The organism is Buttiauxella sp. (assembly GCF_035271705.1).
Lineage (GTDB): Bacteria > Pseudomonadota > Gammaproteobacteria > Enterobacterales > Enterobacteriaceae > Buttiauxella.
This window is the reverse complement of sequence record NZ_DATERI010000054.1, coordinates 1-22,229: the sequence shown is the minus strand read 5'-3', so window position 1 is coordinate 22,229 and position 22,229 is coordinate 1. Positions and strand designations below refer to the sequence as shown.

At 49.8% G+C, this 22,229-nt stretch carries 21 protein-coding genes; 13 read left to right on the top strand and 8 right to left on the bottom strand.

Annotated features, from left to right (window positions below; genetic code table 11):
* Window positions 1-11: 11 nt before the first annotated feature.
* From VJY99_RS04605 to npr, 11 genes are all read left to right on the top strand, one after another.
* Window positions 12-989: a calcium/sodium antiporter gene (locus VJY99_RS04605; protein WP_324116755.1), complete on the top strand. Its 978-nt coding sequence runs from the start codon at window positions 12-14 to the stop codon at window positions 987-989.
* Between the two features lie 15 nt (window positions 990-1,004).
* Window positions 1,005-1,991 carry an arabinose-5-phosphate isomerase KdsD gene (gene kdsD, locus VJY99_RS04600; RefSeq protein ID WP_324116753.1) on the top strand — a complete coding sequence of 329 codons (987 nt, stop codon included), beginning with the start codon at window positions 1,005-1,007 and terminating at the stop codon, window positions 1,989-1,991.
* Between the two features lie 16 nt (window positions 1,992-2,007).
* A complete protein-coding gene (kdsC, locus tag VJY99_RS04595) occupies window positions 2,008-2,574 on the top strand; it encodes a 3-deoxy-manno-octulosonate-8-phosphatase KdsC (protein ID WP_324116751.1) in 567 nt (188 codons plus the stop codon).
* A complete protein-coding gene (gene lptC / locus VJY99_RS04590; RefSeq protein ID WP_324116749.1) occupies window positions 2,571-3,146 on the top strand; it encodes an LPS export ABC transporter periplasmic protein LptC in 576 nt (191 codons plus the stop codon). Before kdsC ends, lptC begins: the two co-directional genes overlap by 4 nt.
* The gene (lptA, locus tag VJY99_RS04585; RefSeq protein WP_324116747.1) at window positions 3,115-3,678 is read left to right on the top strand and encodes a lipopolysaccharide ABC transporter substrate-binding protein LptA; all 564 of its coding nucleotides are present in this window, start codon (window positions 3,115-3,117) and stop codon (window positions 3,676-3,678) included. Before lptC ends, lptA begins: the two co-directional genes overlap by 32 nt.
* Before the next feature lie 6 nt (window positions 3,679-3,684).
* Window positions 3,685-4,410: an LPS export ABC transporter ATP-binding protein gene (gene lptB / locus VJY99_RS04580; protein WP_324116746.1), complete on the top strand. Its 726-nt coding sequence runs from the start codon at window positions 3,685-3,687 to the stop codon at window positions 4,408-4,410.
* A gap of 131 nt (window positions 4,411-4,541) precedes the next feature.
* Window positions 4,542-5,975, top strand: a complete 1,434-nt coding sequence (rpoN, locus tag VJY99_RS04575) for an RNA polymerase factor sigma-54 (protein ID WP_324116744.1) — start codon at window positions 4,542-4,544, stop codon at window positions 5,973-5,975.
* A gap of 22 nt (window positions 5,976-5,997) precedes the next feature.
* A complete protein-coding gene (hpf, locus tag VJY99_RS04570) occupies window positions 5,998-6,285 on the top strand; it encodes a ribosome hibernation promoting factor (protein WP_324116742.1) in 288 nt (95 codons plus the stop codon).
* A 207-nt stretch (window positions 6,286-6,492) separates the two neighbouring features.
* Window positions 6,493-6,984: a PTS IIA-like nitrogen regulatory protein PtsN gene (gene ptsN, locus VJY99_RS04565; RefSeq protein ID WP_324116740.1), complete on the top strand. Its 492-nt coding sequence runs from the start codon at window positions 6,493-6,495 to the stop codon at window positions 6,982-6,984.
* Between the two features lie 53 nt (window positions 6,985-7,037).
* Window positions 7,038-7,892: an RNase adapter RapZ gene (rapZ, locus tag VJY99_RS04560; protein WP_324116738.1), complete on the top strand. Its 855-nt coding sequence runs from the start codon at window positions 7,038-7,040 to the stop codon at window positions 7,890-7,892.
* Window positions 7,889-8,161, top strand: a complete 273-nt coding sequence (gene npr / locus VJY99_RS04555) for a PTS phosphocarrier protein NPr (protein ID WP_064543100.1) — start codon at window positions 7,889-7,891, stop codon at window positions 8,159-8,161. Before rapZ ends, npr begins: the two co-directional genes overlap by 4 nt.
* Window position 8,162: 1 nt before the next feature.
* On the opposite strand, the gene mtgA is transcribed toward npr, so the two are convergent.
* The 4 genes from mtgA to VJY99_RS04535 all read right to left on the bottom strand — a co-directional run bounded on the left by mtgA (window position 8,163) and on the right by VJY99_RS04535 (window position 13,108).
* Complete coding sequence (gene mtgA / locus VJY99_RS04550; RefSeq protein ID WP_324116735.1) at window positions 8,163-8,891, bottom strand: monofunctional biosynthetic peptidoglycan transglycosylase; 729 nt, start codon at window positions 8,889-8,891, stop codon at window positions 8,163-8,165.
* Window positions 8,888-9,541 (bottom strand): isoprenoid biosynthesis glyoxalase ElbB, encoded by a 654-nt coding sequence (elbB, locus tag VJY99_RS04545; RefSeq protein WP_324116809.1) that lies wholly within the window; start codon window positions 9,539-9,541, stop codon window positions 8,888-8,890. Before elbB ends, mtgA begins: the two co-directional genes overlap by 4 nt.
* 235 nt (window positions 9,542-9,776) lie before the next feature.
* Complete coding sequence (gene arcB, locus VJY99_RS04540; protein ID WP_324116733.1) at window positions 9,777-12,125, bottom strand: aerobic respiration two-component sensor histidine kinase ArcB; 2,349 nt, start codon at window positions 12,123-12,125, stop codon at window positions 9,777-9,779.
* Window positions 12,126-12,175: 50 nt separating this feature from the next.
* Window positions 12,176-13,108, bottom strand: a complete 933-nt coding sequence (locus tag VJY99_RS04535; protein WP_324116731.1) for a TIGR01212 family radical SAM protein — start codon at window positions 13,106-13,108, stop codon at window positions 12,176-12,178.
* 682 nt (window positions 13,109-13,790) lie between these two features.
* Here VJY99_RS04535 and gltB point away from each other — a divergent pair.
* On the top strand, window positions 13,791-18,248 hold the full coding sequence (gltB, locus tag VJY99_RS04530; protein WP_324116730.1) for a glutamate synthase large subunit: 4,458 nt from the start codon (window positions 13,791-13,793) through the stop codon (window positions 18,246-18,248).
* Window positions 18,249-18,257: 9 nt separating this feature from the next.
* Entirely contained in the window at window positions 18,258-19,676 is a 1,419-nt protein-coding gene (locus tag VJY99_RS04525) for a glutamate synthase small subunit (protein WP_324116728.1), read from the top strand.
* A gap of 190 nt (window positions 19,677-19,866) precedes the next feature.
* Here the strand turns inward: VJY99_RS04525 and sspB are convergent, their stop codons facing one another.
* The 4 genes from sspB to rplM form a co-directional block, all read right to left on the bottom strand.
* Entirely contained in the window at window positions 19,867-20,364 is a 498-nt protein-coding gene (gene sspB / locus VJY99_RS04520) for a ClpXP protease specificity-enhancing factor (protein WP_324116726.1), read from the bottom strand.
* 3 nt (window positions 20,365-20,367) lie between these two features.
* A complete protein-coding gene (gene sspA / locus VJY99_RS04515) occupies window positions 20,368-21,009 on the bottom strand; it encodes a stringent starvation protein SspA (protein ID WP_324116724.1) in 642 nt (213 codons plus the stop codon).
* Between the two features lie 321 nt (window positions 21,010-21,330).
* The gene (gene rpsI / locus VJY99_RS04510) at window positions 21,331-21,723 is read right to left on the bottom strand and encodes a 30S ribosomal protein S9 (RefSeq protein WP_324116723.1); all 393 of its coding nucleotides are present in this window, start codon (window positions 21,721-21,723) and stop codon (window positions 21,331-21,333) included.
* Window positions 21,724-21,737: 14 nt separating this feature from the next.
* A complete protein-coding gene (rplM, locus tag VJY99_RS04505) occupies window positions 21,738-22,166 on the bottom strand; it encodes a 50S ribosomal protein L13 (protein WP_324116807.1) in 429 nt (142 codons plus the stop codon).
* Between the last annotated feature and the right edge of the window lie 63 nt (window positions 22,167-22,229).

The following is a 22,229-nucleotide window of genomic DNA, read 5'->3' as shown; positions in this document are numbered from 1 at the left end:
AAGGATTTTGCATGCTGTTTGCTACAGCTCTGTTAATTATTGGTTTGCTTTTGGTCGTCTATGGCGCTGATCGCCTGGTGTTTGCCGCATCAATACTTTGCCGCAGTTTTGGGGTTCCACCCCTGCTGATTGGTTTGACCGTAGTGAGCATCGGCACTTCGTTACCAGAGCTCCTCGTCGCCAGTTCGGCAGCCCTTCATGGCCAGTTGGATTTAGCGGTAGGGACAGCTTTAGGCTCAAATATCACCAATATTTTGCTTATTCTTGGCTTAGCGGCGCTTTTGCATCCATTTACCGTGAATTCCGATATTCTACGGCGTGAATTGCCCCTAATGTTAGTCGTCAGCGCCATTATTGGCTGGCTGCTTTTTGACAACATGTTAAGCGTTGTTGATGGTGTGATGTTGATTGCTGTAGCGGTGGTGTATCTACTGTTTACGATTAAAATAGCGCACCTTGCCGGAAATGAAGGCAGCGATAATCTCACGCGTGAGCAGTTGGCAGAACTTCCTCGAGAAGGGAGTCGCCCTGTCGCATTTTTATGGCTCGCCGTTGCCCTAATTATTATGCCAATGGCCACGCGTATGGTTATCGATAACGCCAGCGTGCTAGCGCACTATTTTGGCGTCAGCGAGTTAGTGATTGGCCTGACGATTATTTCGGTTGGCACTAGCCTGCCTGAGCTTGCAACAACCATAGCCGGTGCACGTAAAGGCGAAGATGATATTGCGATTGGTAATATCATTGGTTCGAATATTTTCAATATAGCGCTGGTACTGGGTATTCCTGCGTTAATCGCACCAGGTGAAATCAACCCTTTTGCCTTTGCACGAGACTATTGGGTGATGTTGCTAGTCAGTGCCATTTTCGCCATCCTTTGCTGGCGTAAGCCACGCTCTATCGGCAAGACGGCAGGCGCTCTGTTAACATGTAGCTTCTTCGTATGGATTGTGATGCTGTGGTTTGTTGCATCACCGGTCGTTGGGTAAAACGGAACGGAAATTATGTCACAGATAGATTTACAACCGGGTTTTGACTTTCAGCAAGCAGGCAAAGAAGTCCTGAAGATCGAACGTGAAGGCCTGGATCAACTCGAGCAATACATCAACGCCGACTTTTCTGCCGCCTGTGAGAAAATGTTTTATTGCCAGGGTAAAGTTGTCGTTATGGGCATGGGTAAGTCTGGTCACATCGGTAAAAAGATGGCGGCGACATTTGCCAGCACCGGCACACCTTCATTCTTCGTTCATCCTGGTGAAGCAAGCCACGGTGATCTCGGGATGGTAAGCGCAAAAGATATTGTTATCGCGATTTCAAATTCCGGTGAGTCAAACGAAATTCTGGCACTGATTCCGGTTCTCAAGCGCTTGCAGGTCCCGCTCATTTGCATCACCAGTCGCCCGGAAAGCTCCATGGGTAAAGCGGCAGATGTCCATTTGTGTGTCAAAGTGCCGCAAGAGGCCTGCCCGCTTGGCCTGGCCCCAACCTCCAGTACCACAGCAACGTTGGTTATGGGTGACGCCCTTGCCGTTGCGCTGCTAAAAGCTCGCGGCTTTACTGCAGAAGATTTTGCGCTTTCTCACCCAGGCGGCGCATTGGGTCGTAAACTGTTACTACGCGTCAGCGATATTATGCATAGCGGTGATGAGATCCCTCATGTCAGTAAAGAGGCGTCGTTGCGCGATGCATTACTGGAAATTACACGTAAAAATATGGGAATGACCGTAATCTGTGACTCTTTGATGAAAATCGAAGGGATCTTCACGGATGGCGATTTACGCCGCGTCTTTGATATGGGCGTTGACCTCCACTCCTTGAATATTGCAGATGTTATGACTCCAGGTGGAATTCGAGTTCGTCCGTCACTACTGGCGGTGGATGCGCTCAATTTAATGCAGTCTCGCCACATTACTTCGGTATTGGTTGCAGATGGCGACCAACTACTCGGTGTGGTACATATGCATGACATGCTACGCGCAGGCGTGGTTTAACAAAGGATTAGCCTTAATGAGTAACCATGAAGCGTCACTTGCCACCTGTTATGGCCCGGTAAGCACGCGCGTGATGGAGCGGGCAGCAAACGTGCGTCTGCTCATTTTAGATGTTGACGGTGTGATGTCTGATGGCCTGATTTACATGGGTAATAGCGGTGAAGAGCTGAAAGCATTCAACGTCCGTGACGGCTATGGGATTCGTTGCGCGCTGACTTCTGATATTGAAGTCGCGATTATTACTGGCCGCAAAGCAAAGCTTCTTGAAGACCGATGTGAAACGCTGGGAATTACCCATCTTTATCAAGGGCAATCTGACAAGCTTGTGGCTTTTGAGGATCTATTAGATAAGCTCGCGATTCCTGCGGAACATGTCGCTTATGTTGGTGATGACTTAATCGACTGGCCGGTTATGGCTAAAGTGGGTTTGAGCGTTGCGGTTTGCGATGCTCATCCTTTGCTTCTTCCTCGTGCCGATTACGTAACACGTATTGCTGGCGGGCGTGGGGCGGTTCGCGAAGTTTGTGATCTACTGTTAATGGCACAAGGAAAGCTTGATGAGGCCAAAGGGCTATCTATATGAGTAATACCAGACGTTGGGTTATCATCCTGCTTTCATTGCTGGCATTGATATTGATTGGCCTAAATCTGGTCGATAAAGATAACGTTGTTCAACCGACGGTGAGCAGCAACGAACCAACCTATAAAAGTGAACATTCCACGACCCTCGCCTACAGTCCTGAAGGGGCGCTGAATTATCGGCTGGTCTCGGAACACGTTGAATATTTTTCCGATACCGCCATTTCGTGGTTCACCAATCCAGTGATGACGCAGTATGACGAAAACAAAGTTGCAACCTGGTCATTACGAGCAGATCGCGCCAAACTGACTAATGATCGGATGCTGTATTTATATGGGAATGTGGTGCTGACCGCTCTAACGCCAGATTCGCAGCTACGCAAAATTACCACGGACAATGCGCAGGTTAATTTAGTCACTCAGGATGTTTCCTCCGATGACCAGGTAACCTTGTATGGAACCAGCTTTAACTCTACCGGCCACAAAATGCGTGGAAACTTACGCAGCAAAAATGCCGAGCTGATTGAAAAGGTTAGAACATCCTATGAAATCCAAAATAAACAAACTCAGCCTTAATTTAGTACTAACCAGTACGCTTTTAGCCGCCAGTTTTTCGGCATTTGCGCTGACCGGTGATACCGATCAGCCGATTCACATTGAATCTGACCAACAGTCGCTGGATATGCAAGGCAACGTCGTCACCTTCACTGGCAATGTTATCGTGACGCAAGGCAGTATCAAAATTAACGCCGATAAAGTGGTTGTGACCCGTCCTGGTGGTGAAGAAGGGAAGGAAATCATTGATGGCTTTGGTAACCCCTCCACTTTCTATCAAATGCAGGATAGCGGTAAGCCGGTTAAAGGCCACGCGTCTACCATGCATTATGAGCTGCAAAATGATTTCGTCGTGCTGACGGGTAATGCCTATCTGGAACAGTTGGATAGCAATATCAAAGGCGACAAAATTACTTACCTGGTTAAAGAACAAAAGATGCAGGCCTTTAGCGAAAAAGGTAAACGTGTTACGACCGTTCTGGTCCCTTCTCAGTTGCAGAAAAAAGACGGCCAGGCTCCGGCAACAACCCCTGCGCAGAAAAAGAGTAACTAATTCGTTATGGCTACTTTAATTGCAAAAAATCTCGCCAAAGCCTACAAAGGCCGCCGCGTTGTTGAAGATGTCAGCCTGGCTGTTAAGTCCGGTGAAATTGTGGGATTACTTGGCCCGAACGGTGCAGGCAAAACCACAACCTTTTACATGGTGGTTGGCATTGTTGCGCGTGATGCAGGCAACATCATTATTGATGATGAAGACATCAGCCTTCTACCGCTTCATGCTCGTGCTCGTCGAGGTATCGGATATTTACCGCAGGAAGCGTCTATTTTCCGCCGTTTAAGTGTGTTCGATAACTTAATGGCAGTGTTGCAAATCCGTGACGACCTTTCCGATGAACAGCGTGTAGACCGCGCCAATGAGTTGATGGAAGAGTTCCATATAGAACATTTGCGCAATAACCTTGGGCAGTCATTGTCTGGGGGTGAGCGTCGTCGTGTCGAAATTGCCCGCGCATTAGCTGCAAATCCAAAATTTATTCTTCTGGATGAACCTTTTGCCGGTGTTGACCCAATATCCGTCATCGACATCAAGCGAATAATTGAGCACCTGCGCGACAGCGGGCTCGGGGTGTTGATTACTGACCATAACGTACGCGAAACGCTGGCTGTTTGTGAACGTGCCTACATCGTAAGCCAGGGCCATTTAATCGCCCATGGCACTCCAGCCGAAATACTGGAAGACGAACATGTTAAGCGCGTGTATCTGGGCGAAGAGTTCAGACTCTGATAGGGTAGTAAAAATTATAATATTTATACTCAAAATAATTCGAGTGGCAGTGACTGGGGTGAAGGAGTACAGCCAACGCCCTTGCAATTCGAATTATGACGAGTATTTACCTGAGGAAGCTCTCTCTGAATATGAAGCAAGGTTTGCAATTACGGCTTAGCCAACAACTTGCTATGACTCCCCAGCTACAACAGGCGATACGTCTGTTGCAACTGTCGACGTTAGAGCTACAGCAAGAACTTCAGCAAGCACTGGAAAATAACCCACTGCTTGAGCAAACCGATGTGCATGAAGAAATTGAGACTCAGGAAGTTCGAGAGAATGAAGCGTTAGATACTCGTGAGGCACTTGAACAAAAAGAGATGCCAGACGAGTTGCCGTTGGATACCAGCTGGGATGAAATTTACACCGCCGGTACATCATCAGCAACCGGAACAGATTACATCGACGATGAATTGCCGGTTTATCAGGGTGAAACGACACAGTCACTGCAAGATTATTTAATGTGGCAGGTCGACCTCACTCCTTTTTCAGAAACCGACACGGCGATAGCGACCTCTATAGTCGATGCCGTTGACGAAATGGGTTACCTCACCGTTTCCCTGGAAGAAATTCTGGAAAGCATGGGCGATGACGAAATCACCCTCGACGAAGTGGAAGCCGTACTCAAACGCGTACAACGTTTCGATCCCGTGGGTGTCGCGGCACGCGATCTGCGCGATTGCCTGCTGATCCAGCTTTCACAATTCGCCCGCGAAACACCGTGGCTAACAGAAGCCCGCTTAATTGTCAGCGATCACCTGGATTTGCTCGCTAACCATGACTTCCGCAGCCTGATGCGCGTCACTCGTCTGAAAGAAGAAGTGCTGAAAGAAGCAATGTGCCTGATTCAGTCTCTTGACCCACGTCCTGGGCAATCCATTCAGACCGGTGAACCGGAATATGTCATCCCAGATGTTCTGGTGAAAAAAGTACAGGATCGCTGGACAGTAGAACTGAATGCCGACAGCCTTCCACGCCTGAAAATAAACCAACAGTACGCTGCGATGGGCACCAACGCCCGCAACGACAGCGACTCGCAATTTATTCGTACTAACCTGCAAGAAGCAAAATGGCTGATTAAGAGTCTGGAAAGCCGGAATGACACGCTGCTGCGCGTTAGCCGCTGTATTGTAGAACAACAGCAGGGCTTTTTTGAGCATGGCGAAGAACACATGAAACCGATGGTTCTTGCTGATATCGCCCAAGTGGTCGAAATGCATGAGTCGACCATTTCCCGTGTGACCACGCAGAAATATCTGCACAGCCCACGCGGCATTTTTGAATTGAAGTATTTCTTCTCAAGCCACGTCAATACTGAAGGTGGGGGTGAAGCCTCCTCGACGGCAATTCGTGCGTTGGTGAAGAAATTAATTGCTGCGGAAAACCCTGTGAAACCCCTGAGTGATAGCAAGTTAACGACTATGCTATCCGATCAGGGGATCATGGTGGCACGCCGCACCGTTGCGAAGTACCGAGAGTCTTTATCCATACCACCGTCGAACCAACGTAAGCAGTTGGTTTGACTTAACCGATAAGGAAGACACTATGCAGCTCAACATTACAGGACATAACGTCGAAATCACTGACGCACTACGCGATTTTGTGAGTACGAAGTTTGCCAAACTGGAGCAGTACTTCGATAGAATTAACCAAGTCTATATTGTGTTAAAAGTGGAAAAAGTCACGCATATTGCCGATGCAACGCTGCATATAAATGGTGGTGAGATACATGCCAGTGCGGAAGGCCAGGATATGTATGCGGCGATTGATGGTCTGATTGATAAACTGGCACGCCAGTTAACCAAACATAAAGATAAACTAAAACAACACTGATAATCCGGGCAACTGTTTAAGCAGTTACCCAAAATAATTCGAGTTGCACAAAGGCGGCTACACAGTCAATCCCCATGAGCTTACTCTGGTAAGTGACTGGGGTGAGCGAGGAAGCCAACGCACATGCAACTTGAAGTATGAAGGGTAAAGACGGCTCGTTGCGTGGAGTAGCGGGCCGTTAGCATAACAGGGTGCTTAGGTGAACTTATGATGAACAACGATTCTGCTCTACAACTTAGTCATGTCCTGAACAAGGAATGTACCCGTACCAATGTACATTGCCAGAGTAAAAAACGTGCACTGGAAATCATCAGTGAACTGGCAGCAAAACAGCTCGGCTTACCATCACAAGTGGTGTTTGAAGCCGTGTTGACGCGCGAACGCATGGGCAGTACTGGTATCGGTAATGGTATCGCCATTCCCCATGGGAAACTGGAAGAAGATACGACTCGTGCCGTTGGGGTCTTTATTAAACTGGAAACCCCTATCGCCTTTGACGCCATCGATAATCAGCCGGTTGACCTGATGTTTGCGCTACTTGTCCCTGCGGATCAAACAAAAACGCACTTACATACTTTATCTTTGGTAGCAAAACGTCTGGCTGACAAAACGATTTGCCGACGCCTGCGTGCTGCTCAGAGTGATGAAGAACTTTATCAGATCATTACCGACACAGAACAAGGTAGTGAAAGTGAATAATCTGGCTGCGGGACCAAATGTGTCACAGCAAGAGATGTTGGGGGAGTGATAACATGGTGCTGATGATTGTCAGCGGCCGCTCTGGTTCAGGGAAGTCTGTAGCCTTGCGTGCACTAGAAGATATGGGATTCTACTGTGTAGATAACCTGCCAGTAGTGTTGTTGCCTGATCTTGCCAAAACTCTCGCAGAACGCCAAATTTCTGCGGCAGTCAGCATTGATGTGCGTAACATGCCGGAAAACCCGGAAATTTTTGAACAAGCAATGTCTAACCTGCCTGACACATTTTCGCCACAGTTGCTGTTCCTTGATGCCGATCGCAACACGCTGATTCGTCGTTATAGTGACACACGCCGCTTGCATCCGCTTTCAAGTAAGAACCTATCGCTGGAAAGTGCGATAGATGAAGAAAGTGATTTGCTGGAGCCATTGAAATCCAGGGCCGATCTGATCATCGATACCTCTGAGATGTCGGTGCATGAGCTCGCAGAAATGCTGCGTACCCGTTTGCTCGGCAAACGTGAGCGCGAGCTGACCATGGTGTTCGAGTCATTTGGCTTTAAACATGGTATTCCGATCGATGCGGATTACGTTTTCGATGTGCGTTTCCTGCCAAACCCGCACTGGGATCCAAAGTTGCGCCCGATGACGGGTCTCGACAGGCCTGTTGCTGCGTTCCTCGACCGTCATACCGAAGTCCACAATTTTATCTACCAGACGCGCAGCTATCTTGAGCTATGGTTGCCTATGCTGGAAACCAACAACCGCAGTTACCTGACTGTGGCGATTGGTTGTACCGGTGGTAAACACCGCTCAGTTTATATCGCTGAACAGTTGGCAGATTATTTCCGCTCACGCGGCAAGAACGTGCAATCCCGTCACCGTACGCTGGAAAAACGCAAAACATGACCGTAAAACAGACCGTTGAGATAACCAACAAACTGGGTATGCATGCACGCCCAGCAATGAAGCTGTTCGAACTGGTACAAAGCTTTGATGCCGAAGTCATGCTGCGCAACGAGGCAGGTACAGAAGCTGAAGCCAATAGCGTTATTGCGCTACTGATGCTGGATTCTGCCAAAGGCGGCCACATTGAAATTGAAGTCACAGGCCCAGAAGAAGAACAAGCATTGAATGCGGTTATCGCGCTGTTCAATGCGGGTTTTGATGAAGACTAACTCACTTCAACTCATGCTGCGCCATAAATGACTCGCCGCCTAACTGGCGCATCTGGCGCAAAATCCATTGCTGGCGTTGATGCACATAACCTGACGGGGCATTCGCTTTAAAGCGGATAGGATTGGGTAAAACAGCAGCCAGCAATGCAGCTTCAGACATGGTCAGGCGGCTTGCTGGTTTATGAAAATAGCGCTGCGAAGCGGCTTCCACACCAAAAACCCCTTCGCCAAACTCGGCAATGTTCAGGTAAACGGTCAGGATACGACGTTTCGTCCAGACCACTTCCATGCCCAGTGTTAACCCCGCTTCCAGGCCCTTGCGTACATAGCTACGCCCATCCCAAAGGAACAGATTCTTAGCCGTTTGTTGGGACAGTGTCGAGGCCCCACGAACACGATTTTCATGGCGCTCGTTATGAGCAAAAGCTTTTTCAATCGCAACAATATCGAATCCCCAGTGATCCGGGAATTTCTGATCTTCTGCAGCGATGACCGCAAGCCCCATCCACGGCGAAATCTCATCCATGCTCACCCAATCCGAGTGTGCAACATAACTGAAATCACCGCTGAACCAGGCGCTGAACTGCCGCTCTACCATCACCGCTGAAAACGGCACCGGTATAAAGCTAAACAGGATGATTCCCGCGAACCAAATCCCCACCAGTGCCAACAAGCCACGCAACAGCCAGCGCTTGAAGAAACTCAAGAGCGCAATACGCCCTTTCTTCATGCAGTCATGTCCACAATGCGAGCCACTAGTTTTTCGATGCCTAAAGCGGCCTCATCAATGCGTGTCGCTAACATGTAAGCCGGTGTCGTCACTACTTTGTGCTCTTCATCGACCACAATATCATCGACCGGGCACGGAACATGTTCGGCCCCCATCTCTTCGACGATCTCGGCGGTGTCGATATCTGTACCAATGGTCAAACGCACCGGCACATCAAGAATCTTTGGCAGCATCACAGGGGCAATGCAGATGAACCCGAGAGGTTTCCCTTGGGCATGGCAATCTCTGGCCAGCCGAAGCAAATCACTATCAATCTGGCACTCGCTGCCAAGACTTGCAAAGTTGCACAGATTTTTAGCCGCGCCGAATCCGCCAGGGACTATCAAAGCATCGAGTTCGTTGGCATCGGCCTGATCCAATGGCCGTACAGCACCACGGGTGATTCGTGCGGCTTCGGCAAGCACATTACGATGCTCAACAGACTCATTATTAGTCAGATGATTGATGACATCTGATTGAGGTTTGTCGGGTGCAAAACAGACCGCCTCAGCACCTGAACGAGCAATAGCAAGCAAGGTAATGACAGCTTCCTGAATCTCGCTTCCGTCGTAGACCCCGCAGCCACTGAGCACCACACCAATCTTCTTCATTCGGCCATTCCTTTTCATCATGCAATTATTCTCATCAGTTATGACGATTTGATCGCTATGCTTCACACATTTTACTGATTCACGTAACAAAGCATTTAAGATTTGCTATCTTAATGCCTCAATAGCGCATGAGATTATCGGCTGCGCCATTTGGATAATGACTTATAACTTAATGGCGCAACCTACTATTTCCCTGGTGTTGGCGCAGAATTAGCGCACCCCGGTTTATCCGGGGTCATTTTTTAGGAGCGTTCGCCACCCAAGCTTTCAGGACATCCACATCGTGTTGCCATTCCAGTTTCAACTCTTCAATCCACTCACCCACATTTTCTGACCATGCAGGCAAGTCCGGCGATTGAATTTGCTGAGCGACTTGTTGTAAGTGACGTAGCCCAACAGAACCCGCAGCCCCTTTAATTTTATGACCTTCTTCCACGATCCCTTTTTGGTCGCGGGCAGTCATATTGGAGTCCAGCACGCTCAGGTAACCTGGCATCATTTTTTCAAACATCGCCAGCCCATCGGTAATCAGTTTTGGCCCGACGAGGTCCATATACTGCTCAAGCATCGGAATATCGAGCAATGCTTGCTGCTTTTCACTATTAACTTGAGGCACTTGAGACTCCTTCTTAGACTCTGACTGTTGGTTGTCCCAGAATTTTTGGATCATCGCCATTAACGCCGGAACCGATAGGGGTTTGCTCAGCACATCGTCCATGCCAGCATCCAGATACTCTTTTTTATCTTTCAATACGTTAGCAGTCAATGCCACCAGCGGTGGCAAATCCGCGCGCGCGTAACGCGTTGTCAGCTGCCGGGAAATATCCAGGCCCGTCATATCAGGCAACTGGATGTCCAACAGCACCAGGTCATATTCCCCTGGGGTGAATTTTTCTAGCGCTTCTTTACCCGTCATAGCGACATCTACGCTGTTACCGAGTTTCTCAAGCACCGAACGTGCAACAATGACATTGAGCTCAATATCTTCCACCAGCAACACGTGCAACGCAGGCAGCGGCATTTCGTCATTGTTAAGCGTATCTTCGACTTCATCCGCGACGCGAGGAGCCTGAATCGTCAAGGTAAACAGCGAGCCTTCACCCGGCTTACTGCTAACAGTGATATCGCCGCCCATACTTTTAGCCAGACGGCGCGATACCGCCAACCCAATCCCCGTACCGGTCGCGGGTTTACCACCATGACTGTCTTTCACCTGGTAATACATGGCGAAGATCTTATCCTGTTCGTCCTGCGGAATACCAATGCCGGAATCCTGAACTTCGAAGCGCAGCGTGTTTTCTTCCTCATAACACACCCGAACGGCAACGAGGCCACCTTTAGGGGTGAACTTCACGGCATTGCTGATGAGATTCCACAGTATTTGACGCAAGCGCGTTCCATCCGTCACCACTTTATGCGGCAGTGGCAACGTAGGATTCATTTCCAGTTTCAGCCCTTTTTGCTGTGCCTGCAAACCGGAGAGATTTTCTAAATCGGCGAGGAAACTGGTGAAATCAATGGGCTGGTTATCAAGCTGAACTTTACGGCGTTCCAGTTTATCCATATCGATAATATCGTTAAAAATATTACCAAGCGTAATGGCCGAAATATGGATGGTTTTGAGGTAATTGGTTTGTTCAGGATTCAGTTCGGTATCCAGCAGAATACGACTCAACCCAACAATACCATTAAGCGGTGTGCGCAACTCATGGCTGATGGTTGAAATGAAAGTGGTTTTATCCCGACTGGCACGTTCAAGCGCATCCTGATAACGCTTACGTTCGGTAATATCGCGACCAAACCCCATTAAACCATGGCGTTTCCCAACGCGGTCATAGTACGGCACTTTACGAATTTCAAAGCAGGCTTTGCGGCCATCAGGATAATCCAGCCATTGCTCGTAGGTCAGGGACACGTTATGACGAAACACTTTTTCGTCGGTTTCAATCACCTTCTGTGCCGCTTCTGGCGAATACACATCCTCAGGCTTCAGGCTGATTAATTGCTTCTCACTTTTGCCTGTCAGCAATTCCATGGCACGGTTACACCCTGAAAACTCTTTGTCTTCATTGCGATAAAAAACCAGATCCGGCGACGCATCGAGGAAAGAACGGAGAAATGACGATTGCTGCTCCAGCTGGATTTGCGTCTCTTCGCGCTCTTGCATCTCAACCTTTAACTGCTCAAGCATGGTCTGACGCTCGTCCTCTGCTTTAACGCGATCGGCAATCTCCTGATTTAATTGCGCAATGTTGTCTTTAAGCTGCACATTGAGTTTCAGGTCACGTTCGCGCATCTCTTCAAGTTTTTGCACCAGCTTTGACAACCGCTGGCGCGACTCTTCGAGTTGTTCAACCACCACAGAAAGGAAATAGACGGCCCAGGGGGTAATTAACAGGCCAAAAAAGATAGAACGAACGACATCAATACTTTCAACCTGGCCGCGCAACAGCATCGTCACGGCCATTTGCACCACAATAGCCAGCACCACTAATGCGGAAGCCAGCAACAAAGAGAAGCGCACTAACCCGAGCTTCACCATCAAATCAACGTAATACTGCGCCAGTAACCGGATTTGCTTCATGGAACGTTTCCCTCGTCTTCAATCAGCTAAATATACCGCACGCTTAGGGATTACAACAGAATTGCTGGGACCCAGGGCGTTCCGAGCGCCGAACCTTGAGTACCACGTTCAGTCAGATACTTATCGATTGCCCCCATTCCAGTCCAACGATTTTCACACCACAACGGTGCCAGCAGGGTTGGACGACGAGCGTTTGCAGAAATGCGATGATAAACAACATCAAGCGGGGTATGACGAATCATCTCGCCTGCGATGGTCGCATACTCATCCAATTCGATGCCTTGCAGACGGCCAGCCTGCCAACTTTTAGCCATCGTGCTGCCGCTGACGATATGTAGAGGGTGAAGTTTGATGCCATCGACGCCAGTCTCAACCACGTTTTCCAGCGTTTGCAGGCAATGTTCCTGACCCTCGCCTGGCAGGCCAACAATCAGGTGGCTGCACACTTTCAAACCGCGCGCACGGGCACGACGCGTGGTTTCCTGATAACAGGCAAAATCATGCCCACGATTAATTCGATGCAGCGTTTTGTCATGTGCTGTCTGCAAGCCCAGCTCTAACCAGACTTCATAGCCCTTGTCATGATATTCACTTAACAAATCAAGCACGCTATCCGGCACGCAATCTGGCCGCGTGCCGACACATAAGCCGACGATACTGGCCTGGGCCACGGCTTGCTGGTACATCGAGCGCAACACCTGCACTTCTGCCCATGTACTGGTGTAGGCCTGGAAATATGCGAGATAGTGTTTCGCACGGTTAACCAACAGTGACTGGCGCTCGAGTTGCTCGGCGATAGAGTGATGTTGTTGAGTCTCATCAGCAAAAGACGCCACGTTGCAGAAAGTACAGCCACCTCGCCCGATGGTACCGTCACGGTTGGGGCAACTGAAACCGCCGTGCAGCGTGAGTTTATGGACCTTATGGCCATAACGACGCTGAAGATCCCCACCAAACATATTGACTAATTTTTGTAACTGCATAATCTGATGGGCCGCCCTGTAAAAGGGATGTAGCCTGCCATTTTCTGCCCATTTTAGCGATGACCTGGATCAATCGCTCTGGCGCAGCTTTACCTAGTGCATAGAAATGCAAAATTATTGCGATTTTACGCACCCATCAGATGATTACTTTTCCTTATATTGCCCGTCTATTTTTAAAGAATATGCTCCCCTGCGAAAAACAGTGTCATACAACACGCCAGACCCCGTTTGCAGCACAAGATCCTGCCAATCCAAGCATTGCCAGCATGGTCTGGAATTTTGCAGCCCCGCAGATAGTGAGAGAGATCACATAAGCCAGGGGATTTCCCTGCCGCTTAAATACGATAAAATTGATAATAAAATGTTTATTTTCATGATGTTAATAGGTGTTTAGCACATATTCGTATAAATAAGAATGCCATTTGACCTGTGTGCGCTTTCCCGATAACTTGGAAATCCGCTGGAAGCTTTCTGGATGGGTTCTGTGCCCATCATATTTATGCAGTAATTAAGATTCCCTCTAAAGCAAGTCCTCAACACTTGTGAAACCGGATGCGTTAGACATCAAGAGGGCGACACGCGAGGTTAGCGTAGATGCGCAAACCCCGTCGCCATGCCCTTGTTACGTCTGGACGCAAACGGTTGGTGAGGAGTCACGTAGAGCCTGGGGAGGTTCACTGATATGTTGTACGATAAATCCCTTGAGAAGGATAACTGTGGTTTCGGCCTGATCGCCCACATAGAAGGCGAACCTAGCCACAAGGTAGTGCGTACTGCTATTCACGCACTGGCCCGAATGCAACACCGTGGAGCAATACTCGCCGATGGTAAAACCGGTGATGGTTGTGGTCTGCTGTTGCAAAAACCTGACCGTTTCTTCCGAATTGTTGCGGAAGAGCGTGGTTGGCGTTTGGCTAAAAATTATGCCGTCGGCATGATTTTCTTAAATAAAGATGATGCGCTGGCCAGTGCTAGCCGCCGCATTGTTGAAGAAGAGTTGCAAAACGAGACCCTGTCGATTGTTGGCTGGCGCGAAGTGCCAACTAATGAAGACGTACTCGGTGAAATCGCCCTCTCCTCAAAGCCTCGCATCGAACAAATTTTTGTTAATGCTCCGGCTGGCTGGCGTCCACGCGATATGGAACGTCGCCTGTTTATCGCCCGTCGCCGCATTGAGAAGCGCATTCAGGACAAAGAATTCTACGTATGTAGTCTCTCAAACCTGGTCAACATCTATAAAGGTCTGTGTATGCCGGCAGATTTGCCGCGCTTTTACCTGGACCTGGCGGACTTACGCCTGGAATCTGCAATTTGCCTGTTCCACCAGCGTTTCTCCACCAACACCGTTCCACGCTGGCCGCTGGCTCAGCCGTTCCGCTACCTGGCGCACAATGGTGAAATCAATACCATCACCGGTAACCGTCAATGGGCGCGGGCACGTACCTACAAATTCCAGACCCCGCTGATCCCGGACTTGCATGACGCTGCACCATTCGTCAACGAAACCGGTTCCGATTCAAGCTCAATGGATAACATGCTAGAACTGCTGTTAGCCGGCGGGATGGATATCGTTCGTGCCATGCGATTACTGGTGCCACCAGCCTGGCAGAACAACCCGAACATGGATCCGGAGCTGCGTGCCTTCTTCGACTTTAACTCCATGCACATGGAGCCGTGGGATGGTCCAGCCGGTATCGTTATGTCTGATGGGCGCTATGCTGCCTGTAACCTGGACCGTAACGGCCTGCGTCCAGCACGCTACGTCATCACCAAAGATAAGCTGATCACGTGTGCGTCCGAAGTTGGGATCTGGGATTACCAGCCTGACGAAGTGATAGAAAAAGGACGCGTCGGCCCTGGCGAGTTGATGGTTATCGACACGCGTATTGGCCGCATTCTGCATTCAGCTGAAACCGATGCCGACCTGAAAAGCCGCCACCCGTATAAAGAGTGGATGGAAAATAACGTTCGCCGTTTAGTCCCGTTTGAAGATTTGCCAGACGAAGAAGTCGGCACTCGCGAAATGGATGACGATAGCCTTGCAAGCTTCCAGAAACAGTTTAACTACAGTGTTGAAGAACTGGATTCTGTGCTTCGTGTGTTAGGTGAAAATGGCCAGGAAGCTGTAGGTTCAATGGGTGATGATACTCCATTTGCCGTACTTTCCAGCCAGCCACGCATTATTTACGATTACTTCCGCCAGCAGTTTGCGCAGGTGACAAACCCGCCAATCGATCCGCTGCGTGAAGCACACGTGATGTCTCTGGCGACCAGTATTGGCCGTGAAATGAACGTCTTCTGTGAAGCAGAAGGCCAAGCGCACCGCTTGAGCTTCAAATCACCCATTCTGTTGTGGTCTGATTTCCAGCAGCTCACCTCACTTGAAGAGCAGCACTATCGTGCCGATACGCTGGACATCACTTACGATGTTTCCGCTCAATCGCTGCACGAAACCGTGAATGCACTGTGTGACGAAGCTGAACGCATGGTTCGCAACGGTACTGTTTTGCTGGTGCTTTCTGACCGTAACATCGCTAATAATCGTTTGCCGGTTCCGGCTCCGATGGCGGTGGGTGCTATCCAGACTCGCCTGGTTGAAAAGAACCTGCGTTGCGATGCGAACATTATTGTTGAAACCGCAAGTGCGCGTGACCCGCACCACTTCGCTGTACTGCTTGGTTTTGGCGCCACTGCAATCTATCCATACCTCGCTTACGAAACACTGGCGAAGTTGGTCGACAACGGTGCGATTGAAAAATCTTACCGTGGAGTGATGCAAAACTACCGCAACGGCATCAACAAAGGGCTGTACAAGATCATGTCCAAAATGGGCATCTCGACTATCGCCTCTTATCGTTGCTCGAAGCTGTTTGAAGCGGTTGGCCTGCACAAAGAAGTTTCTGAACTGTGCTTCCAGGGCGTTGTGAGCCGTATTGGCGGTGCTGGTTTCAACGACTTCCAGCAAGATTTGTTGAATCTGTCCAAGCGTGCCTGGTTAGCGCGTAAGCCACTGGATCAAGGTGGTCAGCTAAAATACGTCCACGGTGGCGAGTATCACGCTTACAACCCTGATGTGGTGCAAACACTGCAAAAAGCGGTGAACAGTGGCGATTACAAAGATTACCAGGAATACGCGAAGCTGGTTAACGAGCGCCCAGTGGCAACACTGCGCGATATGCTTGCCCTGGATCCACAAGGTGAAACGGTCAAAATTGAAGATGTTGAACCAGCGACTGAGCTGTACAAACGCTTCGATACTGCCGCAATGTCTATCGGTGCATTAAGCCCGGAAGCGCATGAATCCCTGGCTGAAGCGATGAACAGCATTGGCGGTAACTCCAACTCAGGCGAAGGTGGTGAAGACCCTGCGCGTTACGGCACCAATAAAGTGTCCCGTATCAAACAGGTGGCTTCTGGTCGCTTCGGTGTGACCCCGGCCTACCTGGTCAATGCTGATGTTATCCAGATTAAAGTCGCTCAGGGTGCTAAGCCTGGTGAAGGCGGTCAGTTGCCGGGCGATAAAGTCACGCCATATATCGCAAAACTGCGTTATTCCGTACCAGGTGTGACACTGATTTCTCCTCCGCCACACCACGATATTTACTCTATCGAAGATTTGGCGCAGCTGATTTTCGACCTCAAGCAGGTCAACCCGAAAGCGTTGATTTCGGTCAAACTGGTTTCCGAACCGGGTGTTGGCACCATCGCAACCGGTGTGGCGAAAGCCTACGCAGACTTGATTACTATTGCCGGTTACGACGGTGGTACTGGCGCAAGCCCACTGTCTTCAGTGAAATATGCGGGCTGCCCGTGGGAACTGGGTCTGGTGGAAACACAACAGGCACTGGTGGCTAACGGCCTGCGTCACAAAATCCGCCTGCAAGTTGATGGCGGCCTGAAAACGGGTCTCGACATCATCAAAGCCGCGATTCTTGGCGCAGAAAGCTTTGGTTTCGGTACCGGCCCAATGGTTGCGCTGGGTTGTAAATACTTGCGTATTTGCCACCTGAACAACTGCGCAACCGGTGTTGCAACTCAGGATGAAAAACTGCGTAAAAACCACTATCACGGCTTGCCATTTAAAGTGACTAACTACTTTGAATTCATTGCGCGTGAAACACGTGAGTTGATGGCGCAGTTAGGCGTTAAGCGCCTGGTAGACTTGATTGGCCGGACTGACCTGCTCAAAGAGTTGGACGGTTTCACGGCTAAACAACAAAACCTGGATCTGTCTAACCTGCTCAAAACTGCCGAACCAATGCCGGGCAAAGCGGTGTACTGCACCGAAAATAACCCGCCATTTGATAAAGGTGACCTGAATGCTCAGTTGCTGAGCCAGGCGAAGCAGTATGTGGACGACAAACAGAGCAAAACGTTCTGGTTTGATATCCGCAACACTGACCGTTCTGTTGGTGCCATGCTGTCGGGTTATATCGCCCAGCACAATGGCGACCAGGGTCTGGCAGCTGATCCTATTAAAGCGCATTTCAGTGGCACTGCTGGGCAGAGCTTCGGTGTGTGGAACGCCGGTGGCGTTGAACTGCACTTGACTGGCGATGCTAACGACTATGTTGGTAAAGGTATGGCCGGTGGTTTGATCTCTTTGCGTCCTCCGGTGGGTTCCGCCTTCCGCAGCCACGAAGCGACCATTATCGGTAATACCTGTTTGTACGGTGCAACGGGCGGCAAACTTTATGCTGCTGGCCGTGCGGGCGAGCGTTTCGCGGTGCGTAACTCCGGTGCAATTACCGTTGTTGAAGGCATTGGCGATAACGGTTGTGAATACATGACTGGCGGTATTGTCTGCGTCATCGGCAAGACAGGCGTGAACTTCGGTGCAGGTATGACGGGTGGTTTCGCTTACGTTCTTGATGAAGACGGTGATTTCCGTAAACGTGTTAACCCTGAACTGGTTGAGCTTATCAACGTTGAAGAGCTGGCCATTCATGAAGAACACCTGCGCGGAATGATTACCGAGCATGTGCAATTGACGGGTTCCCAGCGTGGCGAAGAGATTCTGGCAAACTGGCCAGCATTTGCTTCTAAATTCACGTTGGTTAAACCGAAGTCCAGTGATGTCAAAGCATTGTTGGGTCACCGTAGTCGAAGCGCCGCCGAGCTGCGGGTGCAGGCGCAGTAAGAGGTCACGATGAGTCAAAACGTTTATCAATTTATCGACTTACAGCGCGTTGATCCGCCAAAGAAACCGCTCAAGATCCGTAAAATTGAATTTGTGGAAATTTACGAGCCGTTCTCAGAAGGCCAGGCCAAAGCACAGGCAGACCGCTGCCTGTCTTGTGGTAACCCGTACTGTGAATGGAAATGCCCGGTTCATAACTACATTCCAAACTGGCTGAAGCTGGCCAATGAAGGGCGCATCATTGAAGCTGCTGAACTGTCTCACCAGACAAACAGCCTGCCGGAAGTGTGTGGCCGTGTTTGCCCGCAAGACCGTCTGTGTGAAGGTTCTTGTACGCTCAATGACGAGTTTGGTGCCGTCACCATCGGTAATATCGAGCGCTATATCAACGATAAAGCGCTTGAGATGGGTTGGAAACCAGACCTGACTGGCGTGAAGCAAACCGGCAAACGTGTCGCCATTATCGGCGCAGGCCCTGCGGGGCTGGCGTGTGCTGATGTGCTGGCGCGTAACGGCGTGAAAGCGGTAGTTTATGACCGTCACCCAGAAATCGGTGGCCTGCTGACCTTCGGTATTCCGGCGTTCAAGCTGGAAAAAGAAGTGATGACTAAGCGCCGTGAAATCTTCAGCGGGATGGGTATTGAGTTCAAACTGAACACTGAAGTGGGTCGTGATGTACAGATTGACGACCTGCTGAGTGAATTTGATTCCGTATTCCTGGGTGTGGGTACTTATCAGTCGATGCGTGGTGGTTTAGAAAATGAAGATGCGACGGGCGTTTATGATGCCCTGCCGTTCCTCATCGCTAATACCAAACAGATCATGGGTTTCACTGACTCACCAGAAGAGCCGTATGTGAATATGGCAGGCAAACGTGTTGTGGTACTTGGCGGTGGTGATACTGCGATGGACTGCGTGCGTTCTGCTATTCGCCAGGGTGCAACGCACGTCATCTGTGCTTATCGTCGTGATGAAGAGAACATGCCAGGTTCTAAGCGCGAAGTGAAAAATGCGCGTGAAGAAGGTGTGGAATTCCAGTTCAACGTACAACCACTGGGTGTAGAAGTTAACGCTAGCGGTCGCGTATCGGGTGTGAAAGTTGCCCGTACCGAACTGAGTGCGCCAGATGCACATGGCCGTCGTCGTCCAGAAATCGTTGCCGGATCAGAGCACGTAGTGCCTGCCGATGCGGTGATTATGGCGTTTGGTTTCCGTCCACATGCTATGCAGTGGCTGGAAAAACACAGCGTTGAACTCGACAGCCAGGGCCGTATTCTGGCACCAGAAGGCAGCGACAATCCATTCCAGACCAGTAACCCGAAAATCTTTGCAGGCGGCGACGCTGTTCGTGGTTCTGACCTGGTGGTTACAGCAATCGCTGAAGGCCGCAAAGCGGCTGACGGGATCCTGAACTTCCTCGAAGTGTAATGTAGTTCGGGCAGCGTTTCGCATACCCAAACGACAGAAGAAAAAAAGCCCGGAGATATTCGTATCTCCGGGCTTTTTTATGCTCATCACGCGCGATAGTGCTCGCAATATTCATCAACGCTGAATGGATAGTAAAAAGCCAGTCATTAGACTGGCTTCGATTTGCATTTTAATTGCATGAATTCGCGAGTTACTTCACCACACGCAGTGCCGGACGGCCACCTCGTGGAGGAGGATCATCATCTGGGCTGTTGTCATCTTCGTCATGATCAGGGCGTGAGCCATCGATCACTTGCATCACCATTTCTGAATCAGATGGCAACGGCTCAATATCGTTATGACTTTCACCGGCTTCGTCATAATTGGATTCAGGCTCGAACATGGTACCAGCACCATTTTCCCGCGCGTAGATAGCCAGAACTGCAGCCATAGGAACAAATACCTGGCGCGGCATACCGCCGAAGCGCGCATTAAAACGCACTTCGTTGTTGGCCAGTTCCAGGTTTCCTACTGCACGCGGTGCAATATTCAGGACAATTTGCCCGTCACGTGCATATTCCATCGGGACATGTACGCCAGGCAATGTCACATCCACCACCAGATGCGGAGTGAGCTGGTTATCCAGTAGCCATTCGTAGAACGCACGAAGTAGATACGGACGACGTGGTGACAATTGTGACATATCCATCAATTAGCCCCGAGTTTGCAGGCGCATTTCACGCTCAGGTTCGGTCAGAGAAGCGAGGAATGAATCACGCTCAAATACGCGAGTCATGTAGCCTTTCATCTCTTTAGAACCTGCGCCTGCTAGTTCAATACCCATTTGTGGCAAACGCCACAGCAATGGCGCCAGGTAGCAATCTACCAGGCTGAACTCATCACTCAGGAAGAAAGGTTTCTGAGTAAATACAGGTGCGATAGCCAGCAATTCTTCACGTAATTGCTTGCGAGCAGCATCAGCTTCTTGAGCAGAACCGTTCATCACGAGGTGCATCAGGGTGTACCAGTCTTTCTGGATACGATGCATGTACAGGCGACTTTCACCACGAGCAACCGGGTAAACCGGCATTAATGGTGGATGCGGGAAACGCTCATCAAGATATTCCATGATGATGCGGGATTCCCACAGAGTAAGTTCGCGGTCAACCAGGGTCGGTACGCTGTGATTTGGGTTGAGGTCAATCAGATCCTGAGGCAGGTTATCCGTTTCCACATGCTCAATTTCAACGCTAACACCTTTTTCGGCCAGTACGATACGTACCTGATGGCTATAGATGTCAGTAGGACCGGAAAACAGCGTCATCACCGAACGTTTGTTGGCAGCGACAGCCATGAAAACCTCCAAGTTTATTCAGAATAATTACTGCTAATAGCCGCAAGCGGCAACTAACCTGACCGTTCGATACCCATTGCGCCGGAATACCATCAGTCGCCAGAAAACGAGGCGAAAACAAACTGATGTTGACCTTTGGGCAGAAAATTGGTTGATAGTTTACCAGATTTTACGGGTTTTGTGGGGAGTGGATCTACAATTTGACTGAAAAGTAATTACTATCATGACGTTAGCAACAGTAAATATAATTTTTAGGCATAAAAAAACCCGGTACAAGACCGGGCTTTTCGCAAATTGTATTCTGCAAATAGCAGATGACAATTAACGCTTGGAGAACTGAGGACGACGACGTGCTTTACGCAGACCGACTTTCTTACGTTCAACTTCACGAGCATCACGAGTAACGAAACCAGCTTTACGCAGTTCGCCACGCAGGGACTCGTCGTACTCCATCAGAGCGCGGGTGATACCGTGACGGATCGCACCAGCCTGACCAGAAGTACCACCACCTTTAACAGTGATATACAGATCGAATTTCTCAACCATATCAACCAGTTCCAGCGGCTGACGAACTACCATGCGGGCAGTTTCACGACCGAAGTACTGTTCCAAAGAACGTTGGTTGATAATGATTTTGCCACTGCCCGGTTTGAGAAAAACGCGAGCTGCGGAACTTTTGCGGCGACCAGTGCCGTAGTATTGATTTTCAGCCATTGCCATAATCCCGATTAAATGTCCAGAACTTGCGGTTGCTGTGCCGCGTGGTTGTGCTCGGTGCCCGCGTAAACTTTCAGTTTACGGAACATAGCACGGCCCAGCGGGCCCTTTGGCAGCATGCCTTTAACCGCGATTTCAATCACACGCTCAGGACGGCGGGCAATCATCTCTTCAAAGGTCGCTTGTTTGATACCACCGATGTGACCGGTGTGATGGTAATACACTTTGTCAGTACGCTTGTTGCCGGTTACAGCAACTTTATCAGCGTTCAGAACGATGATGTAATCACCGGTATCAACGTGCGGAGTGTATTCCGCTTTATGCTTGCCGCGCAGGCGCAGAGCCAGTTCGGAAGCCAGACGGCCCAGAGTTTTACCGGTCGCGTCAACAACATACCAGTCGCGCTGTACGGTTTCTGGTTTAGCTGTAAAAGTTTTCATTAAAAGCTTACCCAAATAATAAGTTACACGTTGGTGAACACCCAAACGTTTAGTCAGTTGAGG